Origin of the sequence: Mycobacteroides chelonae (genome assembly GCF_016767715.1) — a bacterium.
Classification (GTDB): domain Bacteria; phylum Actinomycetota; class Actinomycetes; order Mycobacteriales; family Mycobacteriaceae; genus Mycobacterium; species Mycobacterium gwanakae.
The window spans coordinates 1,554,529-1,579,340 of sequence record NZ_CP050145.1 but is presented as its reverse complement, the minus strand read 5'-3'; the positions used below and the strand labels follow the sequence as shown (position 1 = coordinate 1,579,340).

Annotated in this window: 19 protein-coding genes; 8 read left to right on the top strand and 11 right to left on the bottom strand. The window is 65.0% G+C overall.

Annotated elements, in window-relative coordinates; genetic code table 11:
• The first annotated feature begins 52 nt into the window (after positions 1 to 52).
• The 3 genes from HBA99_RS07785 to HBA99_RS07775 are packed head-to-tail and all read left to right on the top strand — an operon-like array spanning position 53 to position 2,513.
• Positions 53 to 679, top strand: coding sequence for a TetR/AcrR family transcriptional regulator (locus HBA99_RS07785; protein ID WP_046253032.1), 627 nt, complete (start codon positions 53 to 55; stop codon positions 677 to 679).
• A 59-nt stretch (positions 680 to 738) separates the two neighbouring features.
• On the top strand, positions 739 to 2,028 hold the full coding sequence (locus tag HBA99_RS07780; RefSeq protein ID WP_030094986.1) for a magnesium transporter MgtE N-terminal domain-containing protein: 1,290 nt from the start codon (positions 739 to 741) through the stop codon (positions 2,026 to 2,028).
• Complete coding sequence (locus tag HBA99_RS07775; protein WP_030094985.1) at positions 2,025 to 2,513, top strand: DUF1003 domain-containing protein; 489 nt, start codon at positions 2,025 to 2,027, stop codon at positions 2,511 to 2,513. Before HBA99_RS07780 ends, HBA99_RS07775 begins: the two co-directional genes overlap by 4 nt.
• A 2-nt stretch (positions 2,514 to 2,515) precedes the next feature.
• Here HBA99_RS07775 and HBA99_RS07770 read toward each other — a convergent pair whose 3' ends face one another.
• Positions 2,516 to 3,172, bottom strand: coding sequence for a response regulator (locus HBA99_RS07770; RefSeq protein ID WP_057968575.1), 657 nt, complete (start codon positions 3,170 to 3,172; stop codon positions 2,516 to 2,518).
• The gene (locus HBA99_RS07765) at positions 3,165 to 4,379 is read right to left on the bottom strand and encodes a sensor histidine kinase (RefSeq protein WP_070949974.1); all 1,215 of its coding nucleotides are present in this window, start codon (positions 4,377 to 4,379) and stop codon (positions 3,165 to 3,167) included. The genes HBA99_RS07770 and HBA99_RS07765 overlap by 8 nt, the downstream gene beginning before the upstream one ends.
• Before the next feature lie 134 nt (positions 4,380 to 4,513).
• On the opposite strand from HBA99_RS07765, the gene HBA99_RS07760 reads away from it, so the two are divergent.
• Entirely contained in the window at positions 4,514 to 7,417 is a 2,904-nt protein-coding gene (locus HBA99_RS07760; RefSeq protein ID WP_070951306.1) for an MMPL/RND family transporter, read from the top strand.
• Here HBA99_RS07760 and HBA99_RS07755 read toward each other — a convergent pair.
• A complete protein-coding gene (locus tag HBA99_RS07755; RefSeq protein WP_057965094.1) occupies positions 7,414 to 7,791 on the bottom strand; it encodes a hypothetical protein in 378 nt (125 codons plus the stop codon). The genes HBA99_RS07760 and HBA99_RS07755 overlap by 4 nt on opposite strands.
• Positions 7,792 to 7,890: 99 nt before the next feature.
• The gene (locus HBA99_RS07750; RefSeq protein WP_070951307.1) at positions 7,891 to 8,517 is read right to left on the bottom strand and encodes a TetR/AcrR family transcriptional regulator; all 627 of its coding nucleotides are present in this window, start codon (positions 8,515 to 8,517) and stop codon (positions 7,891 to 7,893) included.
• A gap of 53 nt (positions 8,518 to 8,570) precedes the next feature.
• Between HBA99_RS07750 and HBA99_RS07745 the strand changes: the two genes are divergently transcribed.
• A complete protein-coding gene (locus HBA99_RS07745) occupies positions 8,571 to 9,401 on the top strand; it encodes a class I SAM-dependent methyltransferase (protein WP_070931097.1) in 831 nt (276 codons plus the stop codon).
• Here the strand turns inward: HBA99_RS07745 and HBA99_RS07740 are convergent.
• The 3 genes from HBA99_RS07740 to HBA99_RS07730 all read right to left on the bottom strand — a co-directional run bounded on the left by HBA99_RS07740 (position 9,398) and on the right by HBA99_RS07730 (position 10,838).
• Positions 9,398 to 9,964 (bottom strand): hypothetical protein, encoded by a 567-nt coding sequence (locus tag HBA99_RS07740; RefSeq protein WP_070951308.1) that lies wholly within the window; start codon positions 9,962 to 9,964, stop codon positions 9,398 to 9,400. The genes HBA99_RS07745 and HBA99_RS07740 overlap by 4 nt on opposite strands.
• Positions 9,961 to 10,530, bottom strand: coding sequence for a hypothetical protein (locus HBA99_RS07735; RefSeq protein ID WP_070931095.1), 570 nt, complete (start codon positions 10,528 to 10,530; stop codon positions 9,961 to 9,963). The genes HBA99_RS07740 and HBA99_RS07735 overlap by 4 nt, the downstream gene beginning before the upstream one ends.
• Before the next feature lie 71 nt (positions 10,531 to 10,601).
• Positions 10,602 to 10,838, bottom strand: coding sequence for a DUF3618 domain-containing protein (locus HBA99_RS07730; protein ID WP_030094977.1), 237 nt, complete (start codon positions 10,836 to 10,838; stop codon positions 10,602 to 10,604).
• Between the two features lie 83 nt (positions 10,839 to 10,921).
• On the opposite strand from HBA99_RS07730, the gene bcp reads away from it, so the two are divergent.
• From bcp to HBA99_RS07715, 3 genes are read left to right on the top strand one after another with little or no spacing between them, the layout of a single operon-like run.
• On the top strand, positions 10,922 to 11,395 hold the full coding sequence (gene bcp / locus HBA99_RS07725) for a thioredoxin-dependent thiol peroxidase (protein WP_057968580.1): 474 nt from the start codon (positions 10,922 to 10,924) through the stop codon (positions 11,393 to 11,395).
• Between the two features lie 5 nt (positions 11,396 to 11,400).
• Positions 11,401 to 11,772, top strand: a complete 372-nt coding sequence (locus tag HBA99_RS07720; protein WP_070931094.1) for a hypothetical protein — start codon at positions 11,401 to 11,403, stop codon at positions 11,770 to 11,772.
• Between the two features lie 14 nt (positions 11,773 to 11,786).
• The gene (locus tag HBA99_RS07715) at positions 11,787 to 13,379 is read left to right on the top strand and encodes a DHA2 family efflux MFS transporter permease subunit (protein WP_234798038.1); all 1,593 of its coding nucleotides are present in this window, start codon (positions 11,787 to 11,789) and stop codon (positions 13,377 to 13,379) included.
• Between the two features lie 90 nt (positions 13,380 to 13,469).
• Here HBA99_RS07715 and acpS read toward each other — a convergent pair whose 3' ends face one another.
• The 4 genes from acpS to HBA99_RS07695 all read right to left on the bottom strand — a co-directional run bounded on the left by acpS (position 13,470) and on the right by HBA99_RS07695 (position 24,751).
• On the bottom strand, positions 13,470 to 13,874 hold the full coding sequence (gene acpS / locus HBA99_RS07710; protein WP_030094972.1) for a holo-ACP synthase AcpS: 405 nt from the start codon (positions 13,872 to 13,874) through the stop codon (positions 13,470 to 13,472).
• Positions 13,871 to 23,125, bottom strand: a complete 9,255-nt coding sequence (locus HBA99_RS07705) for a type I polyketide synthase (protein WP_070952296.1) — start codon at positions 23,123 to 23,125, stop codon at positions 13,871 to 13,873. Before HBA99_RS07705 ends, acpS begins: the two co-directional genes overlap by 4 nt.
• 476 nt (positions 23,126 to 23,601) lie before the next feature.
• On the bottom strand, positions 23,602 to 23,790 hold the full coding sequence (locus HBA99_RS07700; RefSeq protein WP_131821731.1) for a hypothetical protein: 189 nt from the start codon (positions 23,788 to 23,790) through the stop codon (positions 23,602 to 23,604).
• A 238-nt stretch (positions 23,791 to 24,028) separates the two neighbouring features.
• Positions 24,029 to 24,751, bottom strand: a complete 723-nt coding sequence (locus tag HBA99_RS07695; protein ID WP_070916401.1) for a glycoside hydrolase domain-containing protein — start codon at positions 24,749 to 24,751, stop codon at positions 24,029 to 24,031.
• Between the last annotated feature and the right edge of the window lie 61 nt (positions 24,752 to 24,812).

Sequence of the window (24,812 nt, the reverse complement as noted above, 5' to 3'; positions counted from 1 at the left end):
CGGAATGATATGTCATTCTCGACAAGTGTCAAGGTCGGTAGGATCGCCGCTTATGACGTCCAGCCCGTCCACACTCAGTCGCGCCGAGCGCAAGAAGCTCGAGATGCGGCAAGAGATTCTGGACGCTGCGTTCGCGTGCTTCTCCGAGCAGGGCTACCACGCGACAGGCGTCGCGGATATCGCCGGGCGGATCGGGATCGGCCATGGGACCTTCTACCGGTACTTCAAGAGCAAGCGGGACATCATCGAGCATGTCATCGACGACGTCACCGAACAGATCTTTCAGGCGATCGGCGCGGAAAACGCCGCGGGGCTGGCCGACGATATCGAGCAGTACCGCCAGCAGTCGGTGCGTATCGGTGCCGCGCTCGCAGACCTGTTCCGGGACAACCCCCAGTTGCCGCTGCTTCTGCTGGAAGCGGGCTCGGTCGATAACGAGCTACGCGAGCGCGTCTTCGGAATGCTCTCCACAAGTGACCAACTGACCGAGGCCTACCTGCGTCACGGGGTCGAAAAAGGCTATCTGCGTGCCGATCTCGATACCGAATACACCGCCCGAGCTGTGACCGGGATGATTCTGGCCACCGGTCTGCACGCCTCACGGGGCGGCGAGGTGCAGGACAGTGAGCGATTCTCGGCCGCCGTCATCGCCCTCATGTACGGCGGAATCGGCACCTAGGCATCCAACTCACGACACCGGCGCAGGGCGCCGCAAGGCCTACCCCCTAACCTTGCACCATGGCCGCAGTGAGCAAGGTGTTCGCAGCCAGGCTCTCAGGCCTGGTGGTTCTCGGCCCGGACGGCGAATCGATCGGACGGGTGCGCGATGTCGTGATCGCGATCGGCGTTGCCCGAAAACAGCCGCGGGTCATTGGCCTGGTTGTTGAAATGCTCACGCGCCGAAGAATATTCGTGCCTATGCTGCGCGTCACCGCCATTGAGCCCGGATCGGTGACGCTGAACACCGGAAACGTCTCACTGCGCCGCTTCGAACAGCGTCCCAGCGAGGCACTGGTGCTCGGGCAGGTCCTGGACACCACGGTGCGCACCGATGACCCCGAGCTCGAACAGTTCGACGGTGTCGACCTCGTCGTGGTTGATCTAGGCCTTGAGCAGACCCGCACCCGCGACTGGGTGGTCACCCGGGTGGCCGTGCGCAGCCCACGACGACTGGGCCGGCGTAGCGGCGTACAGGTCACCGGATGGAACCACATCCACGGATTGACGCCGTCGGCGCTCAACCTGCCCGGACAGGGCGTGGCCCAGCTCATGCTCCAGTTCGAGGGCATGCGCCCCGTCGAGGTTGCCGATGCGATCCGTGAGCTTCCGCCCAAGCGGCGTGACGAGGTGCTCGGCGCGTTCGATGACGAACGGCTGGCCGACATCCTCCAGGAGCTTCCCGAGGACGATCAGGCCGAGGTGCTCACCAAGCTGGAAGACGAGCGCGCCGCCGACGTGCTGGAGGCCATGGACCCCGACGACGCCGCCGACCTGCTGGGCGAACTGCCGCCCGCAGAGGCCGAATCGCTTCTGGCGCTGATGGATCCGGAGGACTCCGAGCCCGTCCGACGGCTGCTGACCCACTCCCCCAACACCGCCGGCGGCATGATGACCCCGGAACCGGTGATCCTGAGCCCCAACACCACGGTGGCCGAAGCCCTTGCCCGCGTGCGTGATCCGGATCTGACTCCCGCGTTGTCCTCGCTGATCTTCGTGGTCCGGCCACCCACGGCGACACCCACCGGGCGCTATCTCGGATGTGTCCACCTGCAGCGGCTGCTGCGTGAGCCCCCCTATGCGATGGTCGGCGGCATTCTCGATACCGACCTGCCCTACCTGGATGCCGAGGCGCCGTTGGCCGAGGTCACCCGTTACTTCGCCGCGTACAACCTGGTGTGCGGTCCCGTGATCGACAGGGAGAACCACTTGCTCGGCGCCGTTACGGTCGACGACGTACTGGATCACTTGATGCCCGACGGCTGGCGCGCCGACGAACCCGAGAGCGTGACGGGAGGTAACCGTTCGTGAGCGACGCATCGGCGCGGCAGCGGCTCGATACTCCACGGACCTCCCGGCGTCTGTCGCTCGGCCTCGATGTCGAGGCAGTCGGCCGGGTCAGCGAGAACATTGCCCGGTTCCTGGGCACGGGACGTTATCTCGCCATGCAGACGGTGTTCGTCATCGTCTGGATCATCCTGAACCTCTTCGCGGTGGGCTTCCAATGGGATCCCTATCCCTTCATCCTGCTCAACCTTGCTTTCTCCACCCAGGCCGCCTACGCCGCGCCCCTGATCCTGCTGGCCCAGAACCGCCAGGAGAACCGCGACCGGGTGTCGCTGGAAGAGGACCGCAGGCGCGCTGAACAAACCAAGGCCGATACCGAATATCTGGCTCGGGAGCTGGCGGCACTGCGGCTCGCGGTGGGCGAAGTCGCCACCCGCGACTATCTGCGCCGTGAGCTTGAAGAATTGCACGAAGCCATCGAGGGGCTTCGCGTAAAAGAGACCCAGTAACCCTATTTGGGCGTCACGATGCCGTGGTCGTAGGCGTACACGATGGCCGCGGCCCTATCTCGCAGATCGAGTTTGACGAAAATTCGGCCGATGTGGCTCTTGACCGTCACCTCGGATATCACCAGCTGCTCAGCGATTTCGGAGTTGTTCGCGCCGGATGCGATGAGCGCCAACACATCCAGCTCCCGCACGGTGAGCTTGTCCTCGGCGGCACCGGTACTGGCCGCGGGGGCGCGTCGATAGGCACTGAGAACCCGCGAGGTTACCGACGGATCCAGATATGCCTCACCACGGGCGACCGCGTGCACGGCGCGCACGAGCTCTTCGGCCGGAGAATCTTTGAGAATGAACCCGGCGGCGCCGGCACGCAGCGCACCGGACAGCAGCTCGTCGTCGTCAAATGTAGTCAGTGCCAATGCCGGCGGCCCCTCGGCGGCGTGCAGTAATCGGATCGCCTCGATACCGCTCATCTGCTTCATACGCAGATCCATGATCACCACATCGGGCCGCGCCTGGGTGACCGCCGCTGCTACCTCACTGCCATCCGCGCACTCCCCGACAATCGAGAATCCGTCCTTGCGGCGCAGAATCCGGCGCAGTCCCGTGCGCACCAACTCCTGATCGTCGACCAGCAGCACGGCCACTTCGGTATCAGTCATGACGCCATAACACCTTTCGCCGCACGCGGCACTGAGCCCCATCGGTTTCCAATGGGACGCTGGCCGAAACTGTCCAGCCGTCCTCCGCCCGCCCGGCCCGGAATTCGCCGCCGAGCATCTCAATGCGCTGCCGCATGCCTGCGAGCCCGCCTCCCGAGCACACATCGTGGGGTAATCCCGCGGCCAGGTCGTTACTCACGGTCAAACTGGCCGCCGACCCGTTGATATCAAGGAGAACCGCCGCCGACGACCTTGGCGAATGCTTGGCGATATTGGCCAAAGATTCCTGAGCCACGCGGTACAGCGCCAAACCCACTCCAGCGCTGACGGACTCACCCGACCCGTAGATATGTGATTCCACTGCCATCCCCGCCGCCGTGAAATCAGCGACCAGATCAGGTATATCGGAGATGCCGGGTTCTGGAGACAGCCGCATCGGCTCGGTTCCGCCGGGTCCAGTGCTCAACAACCCCACCGTGCCGCGGATATCCGACATCGCCTGACGCCCAAGACGTTCGGCATCGAGCAATCCGGCAACGGCATCATCGACATCGTGATCCTCCTGCAATGCCCGCCGCGCCCCGGTCAGATGAAGCATCGTCACGGACAGGGAATGCGCTATCACATCATGGATTTCACGTGCGATGCGGCGTCGTTCATCGGAAGCTGCCTGCTCCAGCATGCGCACCTGCTGTGCGCGTTCCTGTAAGAGCAGGCGTTGTTGTAGTTGCATGATGCGCCCGATCAACCATCCGCAGAGCACAAAGAACACCATGTAGAGCGAGAAGGTCCCAAGGTGATGCAGCTGTTCGGCCGCCACGAGCAGTGCCACGCAGGCGCCAACCGCGAGAAGACCAGCGCGCACCGACGCGATGGCTCCCACTTCCCCGAGCGTGAACATCAGCAGGAAGGGCGCACCATCGACGACATTGGGCGGCCAGGTGAGAAACAACCCGACCCCCGCCAGCGCGAACGCCACCGTCCAGAACGCGTTCAGCTTGCGACCAGCGATGATGAACGACAGTATCGGGGTCAACGCGAGCAGAGCCGCTAAGGCCAGCAGCCACGGACGGGTGAAACCTCGCTGCAGGACAGAGCAACCCACGATGAGCAGTGTGCTGCTGTACATGACCAGCGGCACAGCCCACGGAAATTCATACGGCACCAGAGCACGGCGCTGCAACGCAGTCTCCCGGAACCAATCCATAGCGCCAGCGTAGAGGCGGTCAGGACGTCACACATCATGCTTCGCGCGGATTCGCGTCTCCTACCACGGTAGGAGAGCAAGTCTCGCCCACAGCACGACGACGGCCCCACCGCCTCTCCGTAGCGTCGGCATGCATGTGGGAAGCCATCGCAAGGTTCTGCAGCCGATACGCGTTTCTCGTTATCGGGATTTGGGTACTCGCCGCAGCGGCAGGCAATCTGCTTGTGCCGCAGGTGGAAAGCACGGCACATAACCACGCGCGCGGGTTCCTGCCACAAAGTGCCCCGGTGAATACCGCGGGCGCCGTGATGGGCAGGCAGTTCCAGGACGGCGACGGCGGGAACCTCAACTACCTGGTCCTCGAGAGCGACCACAAATTGGGGCCCGTCGAGCACCAGTATCACGATCGGCTCCTGGCGAAGCTACGCGCAGACACCGCCCATCTGGATTCGGCGATGGACCTGTGGGCGGACCCGCTGACCGCCGAAGGCGCGATCAGCCCAGACGGAAAAGCGGCGTACACCATGCTGCGCGTGACCGGGGAACTCGGTGGTGCGCAGGCCAACGCGTCCCTGGACGCGGTCCGGAAGATCGTCGCCGACGAACCGGCACCAGTTGGGATGCACCCCTGGGTCACCGGGCCCGGCGCCACCATCGCCGACGAGCTCACGTCCATCGATACCCAGATGCTGATGATCACCGGCGTCACCGTGGTGCTCATCGCGGTACTGCTCTTCGCCGTCTACCGATCTGCCATCACCGCTGCCATTCCTCTGATCACCGTGGGCATGGGCCTGGGGGTGGCGCGCTCCATCGTCGCCTTCCTCGGGGAACGCAATCTCATCGAGGTCTCCATCTTCTCGGTCGCGCTGCTGGCCGCCCTGGTCCTTGGCGCGGCGACCGATTACGGCATCTTCCTACTCGGGCGTTATCACGAACAGCGACGTTCAGGGTTAGCGCATGAGCAGTCACTCGAAATCGCCAACCGCAGCGTGGCGCCGGTCATCGCGGCCTCCGGGCTGACCATCGCCGCCGCCCTCTCCTGCCTCATGTTCGCCCAGGTAGGCATGCTGCGCAGCGCCGGATTACCTTGTGCCATAGGAATCCTCACTGGCATGGCGGCATCGCTGACGCTGCTTCCCGCGCTCATCGGGCTGGCCGGCCGCCGCGGGTTGGCCCAGCCCCGCCCACTACGCGGACAGCCGGGGCGCCGGTGGCGCAGAGTGGGCACCATGGTCGCGCGTTGGCCCGGGCCCGTCCTCGTCGGCTCGGCGTTAGTGCTCATGGTGTGCGCCATTCCTGTGGCCGGCCTACGCCTCGGCTTCGATGAGCTTGCCTCGCAGCCGCTTTCCACACACGCCAACCGGGGCTACCAGGCGATGGACAGGCATTTCCCGCCGAACCGATTGCTGCCGGAGATCGTCTCGATCGAATCCGACCATGATTTGCGTAACCCGGCAGGAGTCATCGGTATCGAGCGAGTCACCAAGAAGCTCATGGAGATTCCTGGCATTCGGATGGTCCAGTCGGCCTCGCGCCCGGCAGGTGCCATCCCCGAGCAGGCGGCATTGACCGAACAAGCGGGAATCATCGCCGATCAGCTGGATGACGGAACCACCCAGATGAGCCAACGTCTTGGAGCCGTGGACCAGCTCTCGGCAACGCTGGGCCAATTCTCCAAGGCGATCGCGCAACTGCAGAACGGTCTCGCGGGCGGCGTGAGCGGGTTGGGCGAACTCAACGGCGGCGTCGGAGACATGCACTCGGGAATGAAAGCACTGCAGGACAACGTGTCCCAGGTCTCCGGTTACATGGAGCCTTTACGGAACTTCACCAACGGCAACCCCAACTGTGCCAACGACGGCATCTGCTCGCTGGTTCTCAAGGCGGTCGAACCGATGGATTCCGTGGTGGCGGCAACCGCATCGCTGACGGCCAGCACTGCCAAGTTCGGTACCGGCGCCCAGGGAATGCAGAAATCCTTCTCCGGGGCGGTGGACTCGGTCAAGAACATGCGAGCGACGGTGGCGCAGCTCAGCACGATCACCGATCAACTGACCAAGGCGGTCGGCGAGACACGCACCATGTTCTCCGGGCTGACCGAATACCTGCGCGCCATGCGCGAGGATTTCCGCAGCAGCGGCGAGGGAGGTTTTTACCTACCCCAGCGGGCCTGGCAGGACCCGCGCTTCCAGCGCGCCGCCGGCTTGTACTTCGCCCCAGACGGCCGCTCGACCCGCATGCTGGTGTTCGGGGACGGCAAAGTGTTCGGCGCGGACGGCGCCCACCGGTCTCCGCAGATCACCCTCGCGGTGACCGAGGCCACCAAGGAGGGCACCCTCGCCGGTAGCACCGTGAACATCGCTGGATTCGGCACCGGCACAGCCGAATTGCGCGGATATGTCAGCGACGACTTCTTACTACTGGCGGCCGTGGCGCTGGCGCTGGTCTTCCTCATCGTGTTGGTGATGCTGCGCAGCCCGGTGGCAGCAGCGGTGGTCATCGGCACCGTGGTCATCTCCTACGCCTCGGCGCTGGGAATCACCACTCTGATCTGGCATGACATGTTGGGGCGCGACCTGCACTGGTCGGTTCCCTCGATCGCCCTTATCGCGTTGGTCGCGGTGGGCGCCGACTACAACCTGCTGTTCACCATGCGCATGCGTGAGGAGATCTTCCTGGACGGCGCCGGACTGCGCACGGGAATGATCCGCGCTTTCGGCGGCACGGGCGGTGTGGTCACGACGGCCGGGATCGTCTTCGGTATCACCATGTTCGCCATGCTTTCCAGTGACGTTTTGAGTATCGAGCAGGTGGGCACCGCCATCGGGGTCGGGTTGATCATCGACACGCTCATCGTCAGAACGTTCGTCGTGCCTGCGGTGGCGGGCCTGCTGGGCAAGTGGTTCTGGTGGTCACCGGCACCGCTGCTGCGCGGGCTGTTGTTCAGGTGGTCGAAGGCACGCTCGCCCCGCACCGCCGGGGTGCTCGCGTACCTGCTGACGCGGCCATCACGGCTGGAACGAACCGGGGCCTAGCCGTCGGCATCCCTGTCGATGAGCCGGCGCGGAAACGCCAGAATGCCGGCGACCGAGAGCAGCCATGCCAACAGGCGCGCCACGCCGATTCCGATACCCGGCACCAGCGTCCCGTCGATAACCCAGGTCGACCATGCGTCGAGCGCAAAGGCGAGCATCAGGCCGACCGCAACCGCTATCGAGATCCGGTCGAACTTGTCACGGTCCGGCCAGTAGTGCAGTGCCGTCGCTGCGATGCCGACGAGAAACACCACGGCAAGCCGCACACTATCGATGCCGAAGAACACCGTGAACGCGAATCCGACGACGTACAGCAGCATCGCCGCAGCTTTGGCCACGGTCGCATCTACCCTCAGACCAGCGACAACAATCATCGAAACTCCAGCCGCGCGCGGAAACTTCGCACGCCCATAGAGTAACCAGGTAGTAGGGCAAATGCGATGCCTGCAGCGAATATTGCGCGATAAATACAGCTATCCCATTCTGTGCGCGAGATCCTCACGAGCCGAATTTGCCTGTTCAGGGGTCAGCAGAGGGTTGGCGTAGATATCGACGAGCGTGGCCGCCATTTTCAGCTCACCCTCGGGCGAACCGACATCAACACCAAGCCCACGCGAAACATGTTGCTGAAGCAGTGGCACCGCCAGGGCCATCGCGGTGATGACGGTGGCACGGGACTTGACGTCGATATCGGCCGGAAACACACGATTCTGGTCGGCACTGGCCAGCCAGCCCTCGGTCATAGCGACCATCTCGTCGAACACCTGGCCCGCGGAGCCGTCGACCAAAGCCCTGGTGATGTAGTCCTGGTATTGGCCGATCGGAATGCGCGCCGAAACATAGTGCACATCACCGCGTTCCACGTTTGTCCGGACCTGCTCATTGATGTTCCGCATCGTCTTGACGAGGTATTCATCGCATGCCTCGCGCAGTTCCTGCTTGGACCCGAAGTGGTGCCGCAACAACCCGGAGGAAACCCCCGCTCGCGCGGCGATGCCTCGAATGGTCGCACCGTCGTACCCCCTCTCACCGAACTCATGCAGCGCGGCGTCGCGGATGCGGGCGCGGGCGGTGAGGTCGTCAGGGTCCACGGTCTCCATCGCCACATATTACACGCCTGGACAATTGACTACACGTTTGTATAGTCGACGGTATGAGCATCGACACCAGCGGAATCACCCCGGAGGAAGAGACCGCCTTTCTCACCCTGAAGGCACGGGCCGTCAATGACGGCTGGCAGCGACCGATCCTTCCGGATCCGGGAGCGACAGCCGCTGTCGCCGCGATCAACTACGACTTCGACGCACTGGGGGTAATAACCCCTGTGGTATGCCAATCCTCTTTACGCGCAAAACTTCTCGATGATCGCGTGCGGAGGTTCATCGTCAAGCACCCCAACGCGGTAGTGGTCGATCTCGGAGCGGGTCTCGACGACGGGTATCGACGCATCCAACCGCCACCTACCGTCGATTGGTACAGCGTCGATCTGCCTGGGATGGCCAGGCTGCGCGATGAAGTCATGCCCCCGGGGGCAGGTGAGCACACCATCGGGGTGTCGGTCACCGACCCGACGTGGATCGACGCAATACCGTCGGACCGTCCGGCGATGGTGGTCGCCGACGGGTTCTTCGCGTTCCTGACCAAGGAGCAGATCATCGCCACGATGCGCGCCGTCACCGATCACTTTCCCAGCGGACAGCTCGCATTCAACGACTACGGCCGCATGGTGGTGGGCGTGTGGATCTCAAAGCTGTTTCCACAGAAGATGTTCAAGAAGGTCAATCAGCTGCGCGGGTTCGAGGGTTATGACGATCCGCGTACCCCGGAGCGCTGGAACCCGAAGCTGCGGTTCGTTGAAGAGTTCAGCCTGGTGGACGCCCCCGAGGTGGAACTCTTTCCGAAGTGGCTGCAGATATCGTCTCGGCTGGCGCGATACAGCCCGTCGATGAGACGTTCCGCGCGCATCCTGCGTTTCGAGTTCTAGGCTTGCGCGCCTTCGAAATTCAGCATCAGAACGCGTCGTGCTTCGACAAGCGGAACGACGTAGTAGATCTGCACGGCCAAGCACAGCCAGATCGGCAGGTTAGTCACTGCGATCGCGGGATTTGCACCCCCATCAAAGCCCTGCAGAATCGCCATACCGGTCCAGATAACGACGGCGGACAAAATCATTGGCCCGAAGAATCGGGGTAGCTGCCCGGCGCGCCACAAATACACGTCAGCCAGACGAATAGCCGCGACTCTTACCGAAGGATCGGTGGGCATTGCGCCACGCACCAAAATCCTCGCGGCCTGCCGAGAATGCTGGGGTGCAATATCTTTCACGACGGCGCGATACTTCACACCTTCTACCTGTCCTATGGCCGCACCCAGTGCCCCAAACACCATCCCGCCAATACCGACGGCGATCCACCAACCCACGTGCTCGCGGGGCTGCTGCCCACCTGACCGCCAGAAGCCCAACGCGAGGCTTCCCATTGCCCACCAGATCGTGATCGATGCGAGCAGCTGTACCCAGAGCGGGGAGAGCTCCAGTCGGACCGTCATACGGGTTCACCCACTACCGGCTGGTCAGCAGCCGTCAGCAGCTGCAACCGCGCCTGCACGAGCCGCGGAACGCGAAAATTCTGTATGGCCTGGAATGCCGCCAGGACCGCGAACGCCAGCCACGCTACCGAGACGTTCGGAGCACTCCCGTCCCAGTTCATCGCTCGCGCGTTGAATACGCAGGCGCCAATCCACAGCACAGACATTCCGATGCCGAAGCGTCTTCCCTGCATCGCTTGGTTCAGGTACCGCCGTGCGACCGCAATGGCTGCCGATCGCAAAGCTGGATCCTCCGGCACGGGCCCGCGTGTGATCGCCCGGTACACGTCGCGATATTGATCTGCCCGGACATCCGACATGAGTTTCCCGTAGGAACGAACCTCAAAGCCCCACGCCCACCCGCCGACCAGCCCGAGAACGGTGCACGCAAGGAGCACAGTGATCTGAACACCCACGCCATCCCATTGCAGCCTCGCGACAATCAGAAACCCAGCAATCAGCCATCCATAGACCACCGCGGCCAGATAGCGAACCCGGGCAGGTTCAAGCAGCAAGCGAAGCTCCACTTGCCCAATATAGCTAACTGCACGTCAACGCGACAGAAAGAGTCGCCACCACACCTGCTAGCGCAGGTTGATCAGTCGCGACGGAACTTGCGCACAACCTTGCGCGCCACCAGTGCGGCAACCACAGCGCCGACACCGAGAATGGTGAATTTGATGGCCGGCTTGTTGAGAGTCGCCAGCACCGAGGCCTTGGCGTCCTCAGCCAGACGCTGCGGATTTGCGCGGTCACTCAGGGTGTCGACAGTCGCCGCGAGCTGATCGCGGGCCTTGTCGATATCGGCCTTGATTGCCTCGGGATCCCTGGCCACGTGTACTCCTCCACGTCCGCGGTTGAAACTCAAGCAACTACCCTAGGGCAACAACTGTACGGGTCAACAGAAAGGCATCGGTCATGGCGGAAACCAAGCGGCTCGAAGTTGGCGACAAGGCCCCGGCGTTCACCTTGCTCGACGCCGATGGCAAGAAGGTGTCGCTGTCCTCCTACAAGGGCCGCAAGGTCATCATCTACTTCTACCCGGCCGCCATGACGCCCGGCTGCACCAAACAGGCCTGCGACTTCCGTGACAGCCTCGCCCAGCTCAACGAGGCGGGCCTCGACGTCATCGGCATCTCCCCGGACAAGCCCGAGAAACTCGCCAAGTTCCGCGAACGCGATGGCGTGAACTTCCCGCTGCTGTCCGACCCCGACAAGACGACGCTGACCGCATACGGCGCCTTCGGTGAGAAGAAGCTCTACGGAAAGATCGTCGAGGGTGTCATCCGGTCCACCTTCGTCGTGGACGAAAAGGGCAAGATCGAAGTGGCGCAGTACAACGTGAAAGCCACCGGACACGTCGCGAAGCTGCGCCGCGACCTCTCCGTGTAGACCAGATGCCACTGATCGACATCACCTGCGGCCCCACCGTCACAGATGGCACTCGCACACGGCTCGCCGCAGTCCTTCCCGACGCGGTCTCGCTGGCGGTGCAATGCACGGACGAGCCTTATGACCACCATCTACAACCCGGTGACGTCCTGATCCGGTTCCACGAGGTCGGCCCCTTCGACCGTTTCGATATCGACGTACTCGTCGAGGTGAAGTCGAAGTGGTTCAGCGACCGAGCGCAGGACCGTCAGCGTCGCGCCGAGGCAATCCACGACGCGGTACGACACGTCATCGAGGACGAACAGACTGCTGGCGTCTATCTGACCTTGCCCGTCGCGGCATGGGATCAGAGCGATTCTGAAGCCACAGGCCGTTGAGGACGTCCGTGCCAGTGGGTGCCCGCAAGTGGCTGGGCTTGGCCGCCATCGCATTGGGAGTGGCGCTGATCGTCGTCGATACGACGATTGTCAACGTCATCATCCCCTCGATCGTGCGCGACCTCGGCGTCACGTCGGCACAGGCGCAGTGGGTACAGGAGTCGTACGCAATCGTCTTCGCGGCGCTGCTGCTGCTTGTCGGACGATTCTCTGACATTCTCGGCGCCCGCCGCGTCTTCCTTACCGGGGTAGTGATTTTCGGTGTGACGAGCCTGCTGGCCGGTATGGCCACCACCGGAAGCTGGTTGATACTGGCCCGCTTCCTGCAAGGTGCCGGGGCGGCGCTGATCCTGCCGACGTCGCTTGCACTGCTCAATGCGCAGTTCACCGGAAAGGCCAGGGGCCAGGCGTTCGCCGTCTGGGGGTCGACCATCGGAGCCGCGACGGCCCTTGGTCCGCTGCTCGGCGGATGGCTCGCCGAACACGCCTCGTGGCGTTGGGCTTTCGGCATCAATATCCCGCTTGTCGCAGTGATCTGTATCGGCGCACTGGCGTTCATCCCCCGCTCACCGCGCACTCAGGCACGCGTGGATGTCGCCGGGGCGGTGTTCTCGATCCTCGGGCTGGGATTGCTTGCCTTCGGTCTGATTGACGGTCGCACCTACGGGTGGGTCCGCAGCACCGAGCCCTTCGAGGTGCTCGGCATGCGCTGGACGCTCGACGTGTCACCGGTTTTCGTCGCACTTGTCCTGGCAGCGCTGTCCCTCATCGCCTTTGTCATCCGCCAGGTCACGCTGACCCGCGATATCGATCCCGCACAGCCGACCACCGCACTGATGGACGTGCGGCTCTTCTCCATCGGCTCGTTCCGCAACGGCAATATCGCCACGCTGATCATCGGGGTGGGCGAATTCGGCATCGTGGCCGTCCTTCCGCTGTGGCTGCAGTTCGCGTTGGGATACAGCGCCGTTGAGGCGGGATTGGCTTTGGTACCCATTGCACTCGGCAGTTTCGTCGCCAGTGGCGCCAGTTTCGCTATGACGTCACGTATCTCGGCGTTGGGATTGGTGCGCATCGGGCTGGCACTGGAGGCACTGGGGTTGGCGGCGCTCGGCTACATCGCCCGGCCCGACAGCACCTGGTGGGCCATCGCGGCGGCGCTGTTCGTGTATGGGATCGGCATCGGATTCGCCACTGCTCAGGTGACCAACGTGGTGCTCGCCGATGTACCCGAACGTAGCTCCGGTCAAGGCTCGGGCATGCAAAGCGTGTTCCGGCAGCTGGGCTCGGCCCTCGGGATCGCCGTGCTGACGACGGCCTTCTTCAGCGCTATCAGCGCACGGCTCAGCAGCACTCTCACGTCCACCGGGGTGCCAGCCGATCAATCCGATGCGCTCACCCGTGCGGTCGTCCGCAGTGCGGGTGCTGCCATCGACGGGTTCGCGCGTCAACCCCAGACCGAGGCCGTCGCCGATGCCGCGCGCCAGGCGCTGGCCCATGGAGTCGAGTTGGGCAGTTACCTAGCCGCGGCGTTCCTCACGCTGGGACTTGCCGCGACATTTCTCATTTCACCGGCAACGACGACCACATCGGCGCAACCGCGCTAGCGACTTTGGCGCGCAGCGAGTGCGAACGTGACGCGGAATTTTGATCCAAATTCCGCGTCAGACTCGCACTCGGCGAAAAGGGAAGCCAGGCTAGGAAGGCGTTTCGCCTTCCTGTTCCAGAACGACGAATGCCGCCGCGGTGTCGCCGTCATGCGTCAGAGTCACATGCACCGTCATATCGGCGAGGTACTCGGCGATCGCCCCGGAAAGCCGTATACGGGGGCGGCCCCAGGTGTCCGTCACGACCTCGATGTCCCGGTGGATGTTCTCCGGTAACACCGGCCGCTGCGAGTACCGCGACCCCGACCACGCCTTGATGACGGCCTCCTTAGCGGCCCAGCGGGCAGCCAAGTAGCGCGCCTCTCCACCAGTCTTCGAGGCCGCGTCACGCCGCTCCCCCGGCGTGAACGCGGACCCGAAAGCCGTTCCGGGACTCGCTAGTTGCTCTCCGAACTCGGAGATGGTGACCAGGTCGATCCCGATACCGACAATCACCGGTGGTAGACCTCGTCCTCACTCAGGCGCGAACCTGGATCAAGCAGCATCGACGCTTCCTGGCGCTTCTCCGACTCATCGTGGTCATGGTCGAAGCGACGTCCGTCCGGCCGCTCGTACATCGGGCGGCCGCCGGCCATGGCGGAGGCCAGGCGACGCTGTCCGGCGAGAACACGCCCACGCGAGCGCTTCTCGTAATCTTCACGATCCTCCGGACGCAGCGAGGCGATGAACGCCTGCGGATGCACCAGCGCGACCAGACCCGACACGTGACCGAAGCCCAGGCTTGTCACCAGACCCGCCTTCAACGGCAGCTTCTCCTTGAGCGGCAGCGACTCGCGCAGCCACACGAAGTGCTGGCTGGTGGCCAGTTCATCGTCGACACAGTCCAGGCTGCGGTTCGGCGGAATGACGCCGTCGCGCAGCACCTGGCACAGGCCAAGCATCTGGAACACCGCGGCGCCGCCCTTGGCGTGGCCGGTCAGGTTCTTCTGCGAGATGACGAACAGCGGCGCACCATCCGAGCGCCCGAGCGAGGCGGCGAGCCGCTCATGCAGCTCGGTCTCGTTGGGATCGTTGGCGAGCGTTGACGTGTCGTGCTTGGAGATGACGGCGATGTCATCGGCGGTCACGCCCAGCTTGTTCAGCGAGCGCGCCAGATCCGAATCCCTGCCACCGCGTCCGGCCGCGAGCGCGCCCAGACCCGGAGCCGGGATGGAGGTGTGCACACCGTCACCGAACGACTGTGCGTACGCGACCACCGCGAGCACCGGCAGACCCATCTTGAGCGCCAGATCACCGCGTGCCAGCAGCACGCTGCCGCCGCCCTGCGCCTCGACGAACCCGAGGCGACGACGGTCATTGGCCCGCGAGAACCGCTTGTCCGCAATGCCCTTGGCTCGCATCATCTCGGTGTCGGCGGTCGCGGCCATGTCGCCGAAGCCGATGATGGCCTCCAGCGTCAGGTCGTCGAACCCGCCGGCCAGTGCCAGATGTGCCTTGCCGAGGCGGATCTTGTCGACGCCTTCCTCGACGGACACCGCCGCGGTGGCGCACGCGGCCACCGGGTGGATCATCGAGCCGTAGGAACCGACGTAGGACTGCACCACATGCGCGGCAACGACGTTCGGCAGCACTTCCTGCAGGATGTCGTTCGGCTTGTTACGGCCCAGCAGGTTTCCGTGGTACATGGTCTGCATCGAGGTCATGCCGCCCATACCGGTGCCCTGGGTGTTGGCCACCTGGCTCGGGTGCACCCAGCGCATCAGCTCGGTCGGGGTGAAGCCCGCCGACAGGAACGCATCCACCGTCGCGACCATGTTCCACAGCGCCACCCGGTCGATGGAACTGACCATGTCCGGCGTGATGCCCCAGACGGTGGGATCGAAACCGGTCGGAATCTGGGCACCGACGGTCCGCGACAGCTTGGTCTTGCGCGGCACCCGAACCTCGGTACCCGACTTGCGGGTTACCTGCCAGTCGCTGCCATCGGCCAACGGCTGGATCACCGTGTGCTCGGGGTCCCACTTCACGAACTCGCGAGCCTCGGCCTCGGTCGACACCGTGAAGGTGAAGTCCTTGTCCAGGAACACCGAAACCAGCAGTGGCGAAGCGTGATCGGGGTCGATCGCACCGTCGTCGACGAACTCGCGGACACCGATGTTGGCGACCACCTTGTCGTGGTAACGCTCCACCAACTCCGATTCCGGCACCAGTTCACCGGATTCGGTGTCGTACCAACCGGCCTCGGGATCGTCCTCCCACTTGACCAGTCCGGTGGTCCACGCGAGTTCCAGCACGCCGGCGGCCGACAGTTCGTCGTCGACCTCCATCTCGTAGCGAGTCCGCGAGGAGCCCAGCGGGCCCAGCTCGCCACCGCCGACGATGACCACCAGATCGGCCGGGTCGACGTCGAGGTCGGCCCATTCCGGAGGCAGCGTCGAGGTGTAACCGCGCGGCGGAGACGGCAGTGCCGCAATGAGGTTCGGGTCGTCCTCCTCCTCGGCGGACGCGGCGGCCTCGGCCTTCGCCTTGGCCTCCATGTCCTCGCGGGCCTTGGCGGCCAGCTCGGCCATGTCGAGTTCGACCTCGGCCAGCCCACCGGTGAGGTCCTTCTCGACCGGTGTCTGTGCGGCCTGCACGCGTGCTTCAGGTGAGCACAGCGCCAGCAGCATGGATGCCATGTCCGCGGTGGAGTACGTGGTGACTCCCGCCTCTTCGACGGCGGTGACGATGGCGTCGTTGTGACCCATCAGCCCGGTGCCACGGGTCCAGCCGATCAGCGCGTGCGCCAGGCTGACTCGCGACGCCCACGACGACTCCGCCTTCCAGCGGGTGACCAGTGCATCGAGCGCCGCCTTGGACTCGCCGTATGCACCGTCGCCACCGAACATGCCGCGGTTCGGCGAACCCGGCAACACCACATGCAGACGCGAGGCGATATCGCGCTCAGCGCCAATGGCCGACAAGCCACCGATGAGCCGCTGCACGGCCCACAACAGCACCTTCATCTCCATCTCGGCACGCGAACCGGCTTCCGACAGATCCCCGACCACCTTCGGTGCGGCGAACGGGAACAACAGCGTCGGGGTCTGCGCGTCCTTGAGGTGGATCGACATCGGCCCAAGGCTTTCGGACTGCTCGGTGCCCACCCACTGCACCAGCGCGTCGATATCGGCGTACGAGGCCATGTTGGCCGGTACGACCCACAGCTTGGCGCCGAACCGCGCACTTTCGCGGTACAGGTTGCGGTAGAACGCCAGCCGGTCCTCGTCAAGACGCGAGGTGGTGGCGACGACCGTCGCGCCACCGGACAGCAGCGCCGCGACCACGGATGCGGCGATCGAGCCCTTGGAAGCACCCGTCACCACCGCGACCTCGCCGCCCCACTTGCCCTGCTCGGGGCTCTCAGCGCCGGCGGCGATCCGCCCGTACAGCGAGGCGTGCACGTTGCGGCCCTGTGCCAGCGACTTGCCCTGCCACCAATTGGCCTGAGCGCCAACGGCATGCCCGGCACCTTCGAAGCTTTCGGCCAACTGTGCCCACTGGCTGTCGATCTCACCTTCCTCGGTGATCCACAGGCGCGCCAGATCCTCGCGGGCGCTGGCCCAGCGGTCGTCGAACAGCACGGCCTTCTTACCGTCGAAGCTCGGCGCCACCAAACGCGGCCAGTCCGAACCTAATTCGGCCGAAACCAGCTCGATGAGCTCGGTATCGGTCGCACCGTCCGAGGTGGCGATCGGGGCCGACAGACCCAGCTGGTCGAGCACCAGACGTGCAGCCGAGGCGAGAACGCCGTCGCGACCGGTGATCTGGTCGGTGAACTCGCTCAGCGCGGCAGCGTCGACGGTCGCACCGCCGCCTCCACCGGCCGAGGGCAGAGATACCCCGACGCCACGGCGCGCGGCCACTGCCGCAACACCGGCGTCGATCGCGGCATCGACGGCATTACCGTCCGCCAGCGTGCTGGGTGCCAGGCCGCCGAGGTCGCCACCGCGGACGCTGGTGCCCTCACGGGTGCCCAGCGCCAACTCGACCGTCACGTGCTTGACCCAGCCCGGACCCAGTTCCCAAGTCTTGGTGATCCGCTCGGCGATGGCGGCCGGACGCTTACCCGAGGGGCCGAAGACCGTCTTGAGCTGATCGTTGATCGAGTCCGAAAGCACTGGGCCGAACGGCTTGTAGGTACGCGCCAATTTGGTGACCTGCACCCGCAATCCGGACAGGTCCGCCTCGGCGGCACCGTCGATAGCGCTCAGGTTCAGCTCGGAGCCCAGGTCGACCAGCAGCTGGTTACGACGCGAGGACGCACCGTCGGTGAGGCTCTCGATGGAGTCCACCGGCTCGATCTGATCGATGCGCATCTTCGTCGAGAGCGCGATCAGCGCAAGCGTCGCATCGGAGGCGTCGAAGCCGATGTCCTCCGGACGCGGGCCGCCCGACGGCGCCGCAGGAGCGGCAGGTGCCGCGGCCGGTGCAGCCTCGGCAGACGCCGCGGCCGCGGTGCTTTCCGCGGGCTCCTCGATTTCAGGCTCGGGCTCGGGATCGCTGTCCGTTCCGAACAGCACCGCGTGATCGCGCTCGACGTTGAGCACCTCGATCGAACTGTGGCTGTACTCGGGCAGTTTCAGGGTGTTGTTGGCCAGACCGGCGACGGTCGGCATGGACTTCACGCCCACCTCAACGAAGCGCTCCACACCAAGGCCGCCGGCGGCCTCCTCGGTGAACAGCAGATCCTGGGTCTCGATCCACCGCACCGGGCTGGCGAACTGCCAGGCGAGCAGCTCGATAAGCACCTTGCGGCACAACAACACCGGCTTCTCGTTGCGCCAGGTGTCGTAATCAGCCAGCACCTCGTCGAGCGGTTCGGCGGGAACCAGATCCCGGATCTCCTGGATGAATTCGCGATCCAGGGTGAACGGCTTGGGCACCAGGTTCGGGATGTACTTCCCGATGATCAGGTTCGGGTCGCCGTCCATGGGCAGCACCCGCTCCAGTGAACGGCGGAATTCGGCAACGCCGACCCGCAGCACCTCGGAGTGGAACGGCACGTCGATGCCCGGCACCATGATGAAGGAGCGCCGGCCACCGAACTCTTCGCGACGCTTCTCGACCTCGGCCTCCAGCAGCTCCAGGCCGCGCACTGTTCCGGCGATGGCGTACTGCGAGCCCCGCAGGTTGAAGTTCACGATCTGCAGGAATTCTCCGCTGTGTTCGGCGATCCCCGCGACGAACGCGCTGACATCGGCGTCCTCCAGCCCGATCTGCGACGGGCGGATCGCGGCGAGGCGGTAGTTGCTGCGCCCCTGCTCATCTCGCGGCACGATGTCGTGCATCGCCGACCCGCGGTGGAACACCACCTCGAGCAGACCATCCTGCGGAATGACGCCACTGACGGTCGCCAGCGCGGTGTACTCGCCGACGGAGTGACCACACGTGATCGCATCCTCGACGAACGAACCGGATTCCTTCATCTCGGCAATCTGCGCGGTGGCCAGAGTGGCCATCGCCACCTGGGTGAACTGCGTCAGGTACAGCACGCCCTCGGGGTGCTGGTAGTGAACGCCACCGGCGATGAGGCTCGTCGGGTTGTCCTTGACCACATGCAGCACGGAGAAGCCGAGACGCTCGCGGGTGAACTTGTCGGCGTTGTCCCAGACCTTGCGGGCGGCCTTGGAACGTGAACGCACGTCCATACCCATGCCCTTGTGCTGGATGCCCTGCCCCGGGAAGGCGTACACCGTCTTGGGGGCTGCGAGCCGAGCGGTCGCAGACATCACCAGGTCGCTGCCGACCTTGGCTTGGATCTCTACAACCTCTGCACCGGAATCGATTCCGACACGGTCAACCCGAACGTCAACCTCGTCTCCCGGCTGCACCATCCCCAGGAATCGCGAGGTCCAACCGACCAGTGTGCGCGGCGGAGTGCTGGAGCCATCGGCCGAGGTGACCACGTGCTGCGCGGCGGCCGAAAGCCACATGCCATGCACGATCGGTGATCCCAGTCCGGCCAGCAGCGCGGCCGACTTATCGGTGTGGATCGGGTTGTGGTCGCCCGAAACCACCGCGAACGCCCGCATGTCGGTGGGCGCGAAAATCTTTGCGTCACGACGGCGGCGACGAGTGGTGTCCGCCTCGTGCTCGGAAAGCGCACCACCGGCACGGACCGGGTCGGTGAGTTCGGCCGCCCCGTTGCGGCCCAGAATCGCAAAGCGCTCCTGCAGCGTCGCCAACACGGTGCCATCCGCTGCCGCCACGGTCACGTCAACCGGCACAACCCGGCCGACCTCGGTGTCGGTCGCCACAGAAGCCGTTGCGGTAACAGACAGTTCGGCTGCTTCGGCGGGGAGAGCGGCGATCAGGTGGGCGGCATGGTCCAGGTGCACCAGCGAGAGCAGACCCTCGATGACGCCCGTACCGTCCGCGGTCTTGGCATCGCCGATCGCGGCGAACACCGCGGGCCAGCACAGGCCGACCAGCGCGTCGGGCACGGTCGACGACCCGGGCGCCAGCGGCGCCGGAAGGACGGCGGTAACGCCGGTGTGGTCGGCAACGCGCTCCGGATCCCACTGTGCGACAACACGTGCCGTACCGTTTTCCACCAGCGGAAGGCCGGCCGGATCCTCGGCGCCAGCGGCAACCGCGAGCACGGTCCGCATGGCGGCGCCCGCAGCTTCAGTGGTGACCACCGGGGTACCACCGTCGCGAGTGGTGGCAGGCAAGGTCAGATCGATGTCGACCCAGATGCCGGACAGCGGCACGCTCAGACGCACCGAGTCGTCGCCGGTGACCTCCAGGCGTGCACCGGTCGACGGGTGCGACGCGGTGCGGTCCTCGAAGACCTGCCAGGCACCATCCGGGGCGATCCGATGCACCGGGTTGACGGCAATTCGCCCGGACCACAGCACATCTGGGGCATCCAGGACGGTCGCCAATGGGCCCTCGACATCCCAGCGGCGACGCAGCCGCGAGCGCACCGGCAACGGTTCGGCGCCGGTTGCCACGACCTCGTCGATCGCGGTCTGCTCGAAACGGTTGAGCAGCTCGCCCACCGGCTCGTCGACCCGGGTGATCCCGGCCACCGCGGCGGTGCCGGGGATGATGCATACCTGCTCAGCGGTGTAGCGCGCGTCGTGGGCCTGCCACAGGGAGTCGCTGCGCCACCAACGACGCACATCCTTGTCGATGACGGGTACGAAGTTGACGGGCTTACCCAGTGTCTTGCACAGCGCGACGAAGAAGGGGACGTCGGCCGGGTGCAGCTTGATGGCCGCCGCCTCGGGGTAGCGCCGCAGCAGTGCCGCGATGGCATCGGCAGGGCGTTCCAGCAGCGTCTCGTCGGCGAACAGCGTCTCGACGGGACCGGATTCCTTGGGGTGCAACCGCGCCTCTGCGCGCTTGAGCATCTGCTCGAAGCGATCGCGCCACGTGATGTCCAGCCACGGCGAGTGCGCCACGGCGGTATCGGCGGTGCTGTCGCCGTCACCGATGGACAGCTCCACATAGCGGTTCAGCCACTGCGCATACGTCATTTCGGCCACATCGCCGAAGTACTGCTTGGCGGTCAGCTCCATCGCGGCGATGATCTCGTCGCGACGCGTGGCCACCGCGTCGGCATCACCGGCGACATCGTCGAGCAAGCGGCCGCAGCGCGAGGCCGCGTTGTCGATCTCGTGGATGTCGGCGCCCAGCTGGCTGCGCCCGGAGGCCATGCCGCCCTGGGCTTTTCCGGCGGGAACCCATTCAGGCGTGCCCTGGGTCTCGACAAGCATCTGCTTGACCGACTGCGAGGTGGTGGCCTCCAGCGTGGCCATGGCCGCGGTACCGACGAGGATGCCGTCGACCGGCATCAACGGGAAACCGAACTTCAACGCCCAACGGCCACTGAGGTATTCGGCAGCTTGCTCGGGAGTTCCGATTCCACCACCGACACAGACGGTGATGTTGGAACGCGAGCGCAGCTCCGAATATGTGGCCAGCAGCAGGTCGTCCAGGTCTTCCCAGGAGTGGTGCCCTCCGGCGCGGCCACCCTCGACGTGCATGATGATCGGCCGGGTGGGCACCTCGGCGGCGATACGCACCACCGAGCGGATCTGCTCAACCGTGCCCGGCTTGAACACGATATGGGCGAAGCCGATGTCGGTGAGTTCGTCGATGAGTGCGACGGCTTCTTCCAGCTCGGGAATGCCTGCGGTCACCACGACACCGTCGATCGGCGCACCGGCCTGACGGGCCTTCTGCACCAAGCGTTTCGAGCCCACCTGCAGTTTCCACAGGTAGGGATCCAGGAACAATGAGTTGAACTGGATCTGGCGACCGGGTTCGAGCAGGGTGGTCAGCTCTTCGATGCGGCTGCTGAAGATCTCCTCGGTGACCTGCCCACCGCCGGCAAGCTCGGACCAGTGACCCGCGTTCGCAGCGGCCGCAACAATTTTGGCGTCAACCGTTGTCGGCGTCATACCCGCCAACAGGATGGGCGAACGTCCGGTGAGGCGGGTGAACTTGGTGGAAAGCTTGACCGAACCGTCGGGCAGCGACACCACGGTGGGCGCGAAGCTGGTCCAGGCCCGGGCAACCTCGGGAACCGCGCCGTGCATGAACAGGTTGCGCTGACCCCCGCGCGTGGCGGTGGGCACAATCCCGATCCCCAGGCCACGGATCACCGGCGCGGTCAGCCGGGTCAGCAGGTCTCCGGGACCAAGATCTAGGATCCAGCGGGCGCCGGCGTCGGCGACGTGGTTCACCTCGTTCACCCAGTCCACCGGGGTGACGAGAATGGCCTCGGTCAGTGCCTTGGTCAGCTCGACGTCCAGTCCCGCGGCGGCCGCCCAGCGGCCGGCGATCTCGACACCGTCGGCCAGACGCGGAGTGTGGAAGCCCACCTCCACGTTGACCGGGTCGAAGACCGGGCTGAACACCGCGCCTCCGCGCACCTTGTCCTTACGCTCGGCGGCCTCGCGATCGGCGATCTGCTCGCAGTAGAGCTCAAAACGCGACAGCTGATCGGGGGTACCGGTGATGACAACGGAGCGGCGACCGTTGCGGATGGACAGCGCGGGCGGCTGCACGGTACGGACATCCTGGGCGAACTCGTCGAGGAGCGCCTTGACGCGCTCGGGGTCGACATTGGTCACCGACACCATCGGGGTGCGGTTACCGCGCACCACAATGCCGCGGCGGCGCGCGACCAAGGTGGCCGCCGCACCCACGAGCTGGGCGATGGCCAGCAGCTCGACATCGCGATCGCCGTGCGCCTTGAGCGCCTCAACGGCGAGCACGCCCTGCGAGTGCCCGATGACGGCGACAGGCGGAAGCTGGGCCACATCCAGGCCCTGGATCTTCAGCGCGCGGACAGCGGCCAGCTGGGCCAGCAGCACGCCGGGCATGGAGACCGCGGCCGAGGTCAGCTGGGCAGCGGCGGGTACCGGCTCCTCAGCAGTCAGCGCACGCACCCAGGTGAGCGGCGTGAAGCCGACCGGGCGCACCACCACGAGTTCCTTGGCGACGGGCTCCAGGCGCAGCTCAGCCTCGCCGGCAAGGGTGGCGAGCTCCGATTCGATACCGGCCGAGGCCGCCAGCTCCGCGAGCGAGTCCAGCCAGTCGCTGCCCTGGCCGCCGAAGGCCACTGCGTAGGGCTCACCGGACTCCAGGCGGTCGATCAGCGCGGGACCCGCGCTGGGACCGGGATCGACCGCACTGTTCGCGTCGGGGTCCTCAGAGCTGGTCACCTTGTCGTATTCGTTGATCGTCACGTCGCCGCTACCCGTCTTTCCATCAGTCATGAATCCAGCCGCGCCCGTGTCGTCGTCCTTGTCGATCGGGAGCGTTGAGGCACGTTCATCGGCACCATCACCGCAGGTCTGGATTTAAGAGTGTCATAAGAGGGGTGACGATTTCTTCTGGCGTAATAGTTACTGCCGAGTTCTACGCGAGAGTAACCACCGCTTACGTAACAGCAGGCCGCACGCTGGCTACTGACCGCCGAATCAAACGCGCTGCATGCAGGTGGTTACGGTCGAGTAGGTATAACATCGCAGATCAGGGATCGATTGTTATCGAATCGTTATGTTAGATTCCGATACCGCCGAACGTGTTCGCGCGTGTCGCGCACCACGGCCCCAAAGAGGTCTTCGTGGCCCCAGAAATACAGGACACGTGTCACAAGTTTGCTGGCATTGCGACGCAGCGCCGACTTCTGTGACAGGTGAGACTGGTGATGTTTGTCCAGCTACGCATCCACACGCCCGAAGCCATGCCACATGCGGGCGCGCGGGGGCCGCCGATCCGTCGGCATCTGCCTCGCCAGCGCACGGCCCACCCCGCGCACCACGGGCTGAAATCCACGGTCCATGGCATCGAGTTGACCCGAACAGCCGAGGGCGGTGCACGCCGTGGGCATATCGGGAAATCGTGGCACCCGACCACTTCATCGGGTGCCTCGAGCCCTCGATCGACTAGGCAGTCGTGCGGGGCATCGGCGTGCTCAACCGCGAGGCTGTAGCCGAAACATCAAGAAACGCAATCATCCCCGCTGCTCACGGCGCGATGTCTCCCGTCATGACCGGCCTCGTAGCAGTGCCTGGTGTCCCGACATGTACACGCCATGGCCCGCAGAGCACGGCCATCCACGCGCCCGCTCCTGACGAGGTATGCGCTCAGACCCACTGCCCGAAACTGGGCTTGAGAATGTCGTTGAGGTCGACACCGATTCCACCAACTTGGCGCTTGTCGATCTCGAACTGATGCAGGTGCGCCTCAGGGTGAACGAAGCCCTTGGGACTTCCCCAGTTGTGCTGCCAGAAATACGAGCACAGCCCGTCCTGCAGCGCCCAATCAATGGTCTTGGAGTTGCCATACAGCCCGGTGCGGGCATGGCCGACCACTGATTCCCAGGCCCTCAGATACGGCGCCACCTGATTCTTGTACTGCTCGGGCGTCGGGTTGTCGTCGATGGAGACGTATATCGGCACGTTGTAGGAGCCGCCGGCCGCGACGTGCAGCTGCCAACCACGCTGCGCGTGCTTGATCCCGGCCTCCTGGCCGCCCAGCCAGTCGGCGGTGTCCTGCTTTCCGTACTGGTAGTTGGAGACGATCTTCAAACCGGCCCGATAGAGATCGCGGGCCTCGGCGAGCTTGATGGGTTTGCCCGCTGACAGCCCCGGGCTGCGCGGATCTGATACGTACCGAATAGCACCCAAGTGCCCCGCTGCCTTGATCGATTCGGGAGTCGGGACACCGCCGGCGTAATCGATGAGTGTTCCCAGTGAGGCCGCATTCGCGCGGGGGGCGGCTACGGCCGAGGCGGCACCACCCAGCGCCACTGCGGCCGGCATGACCGCGGCGTATTTGAGGACATCCCGACGGGATATGGACACCACTGTTACCTCGCAAGGGCCGTTCCGAGAACTTAGAAGAACTCGAGCCTCAGATTACGACAGC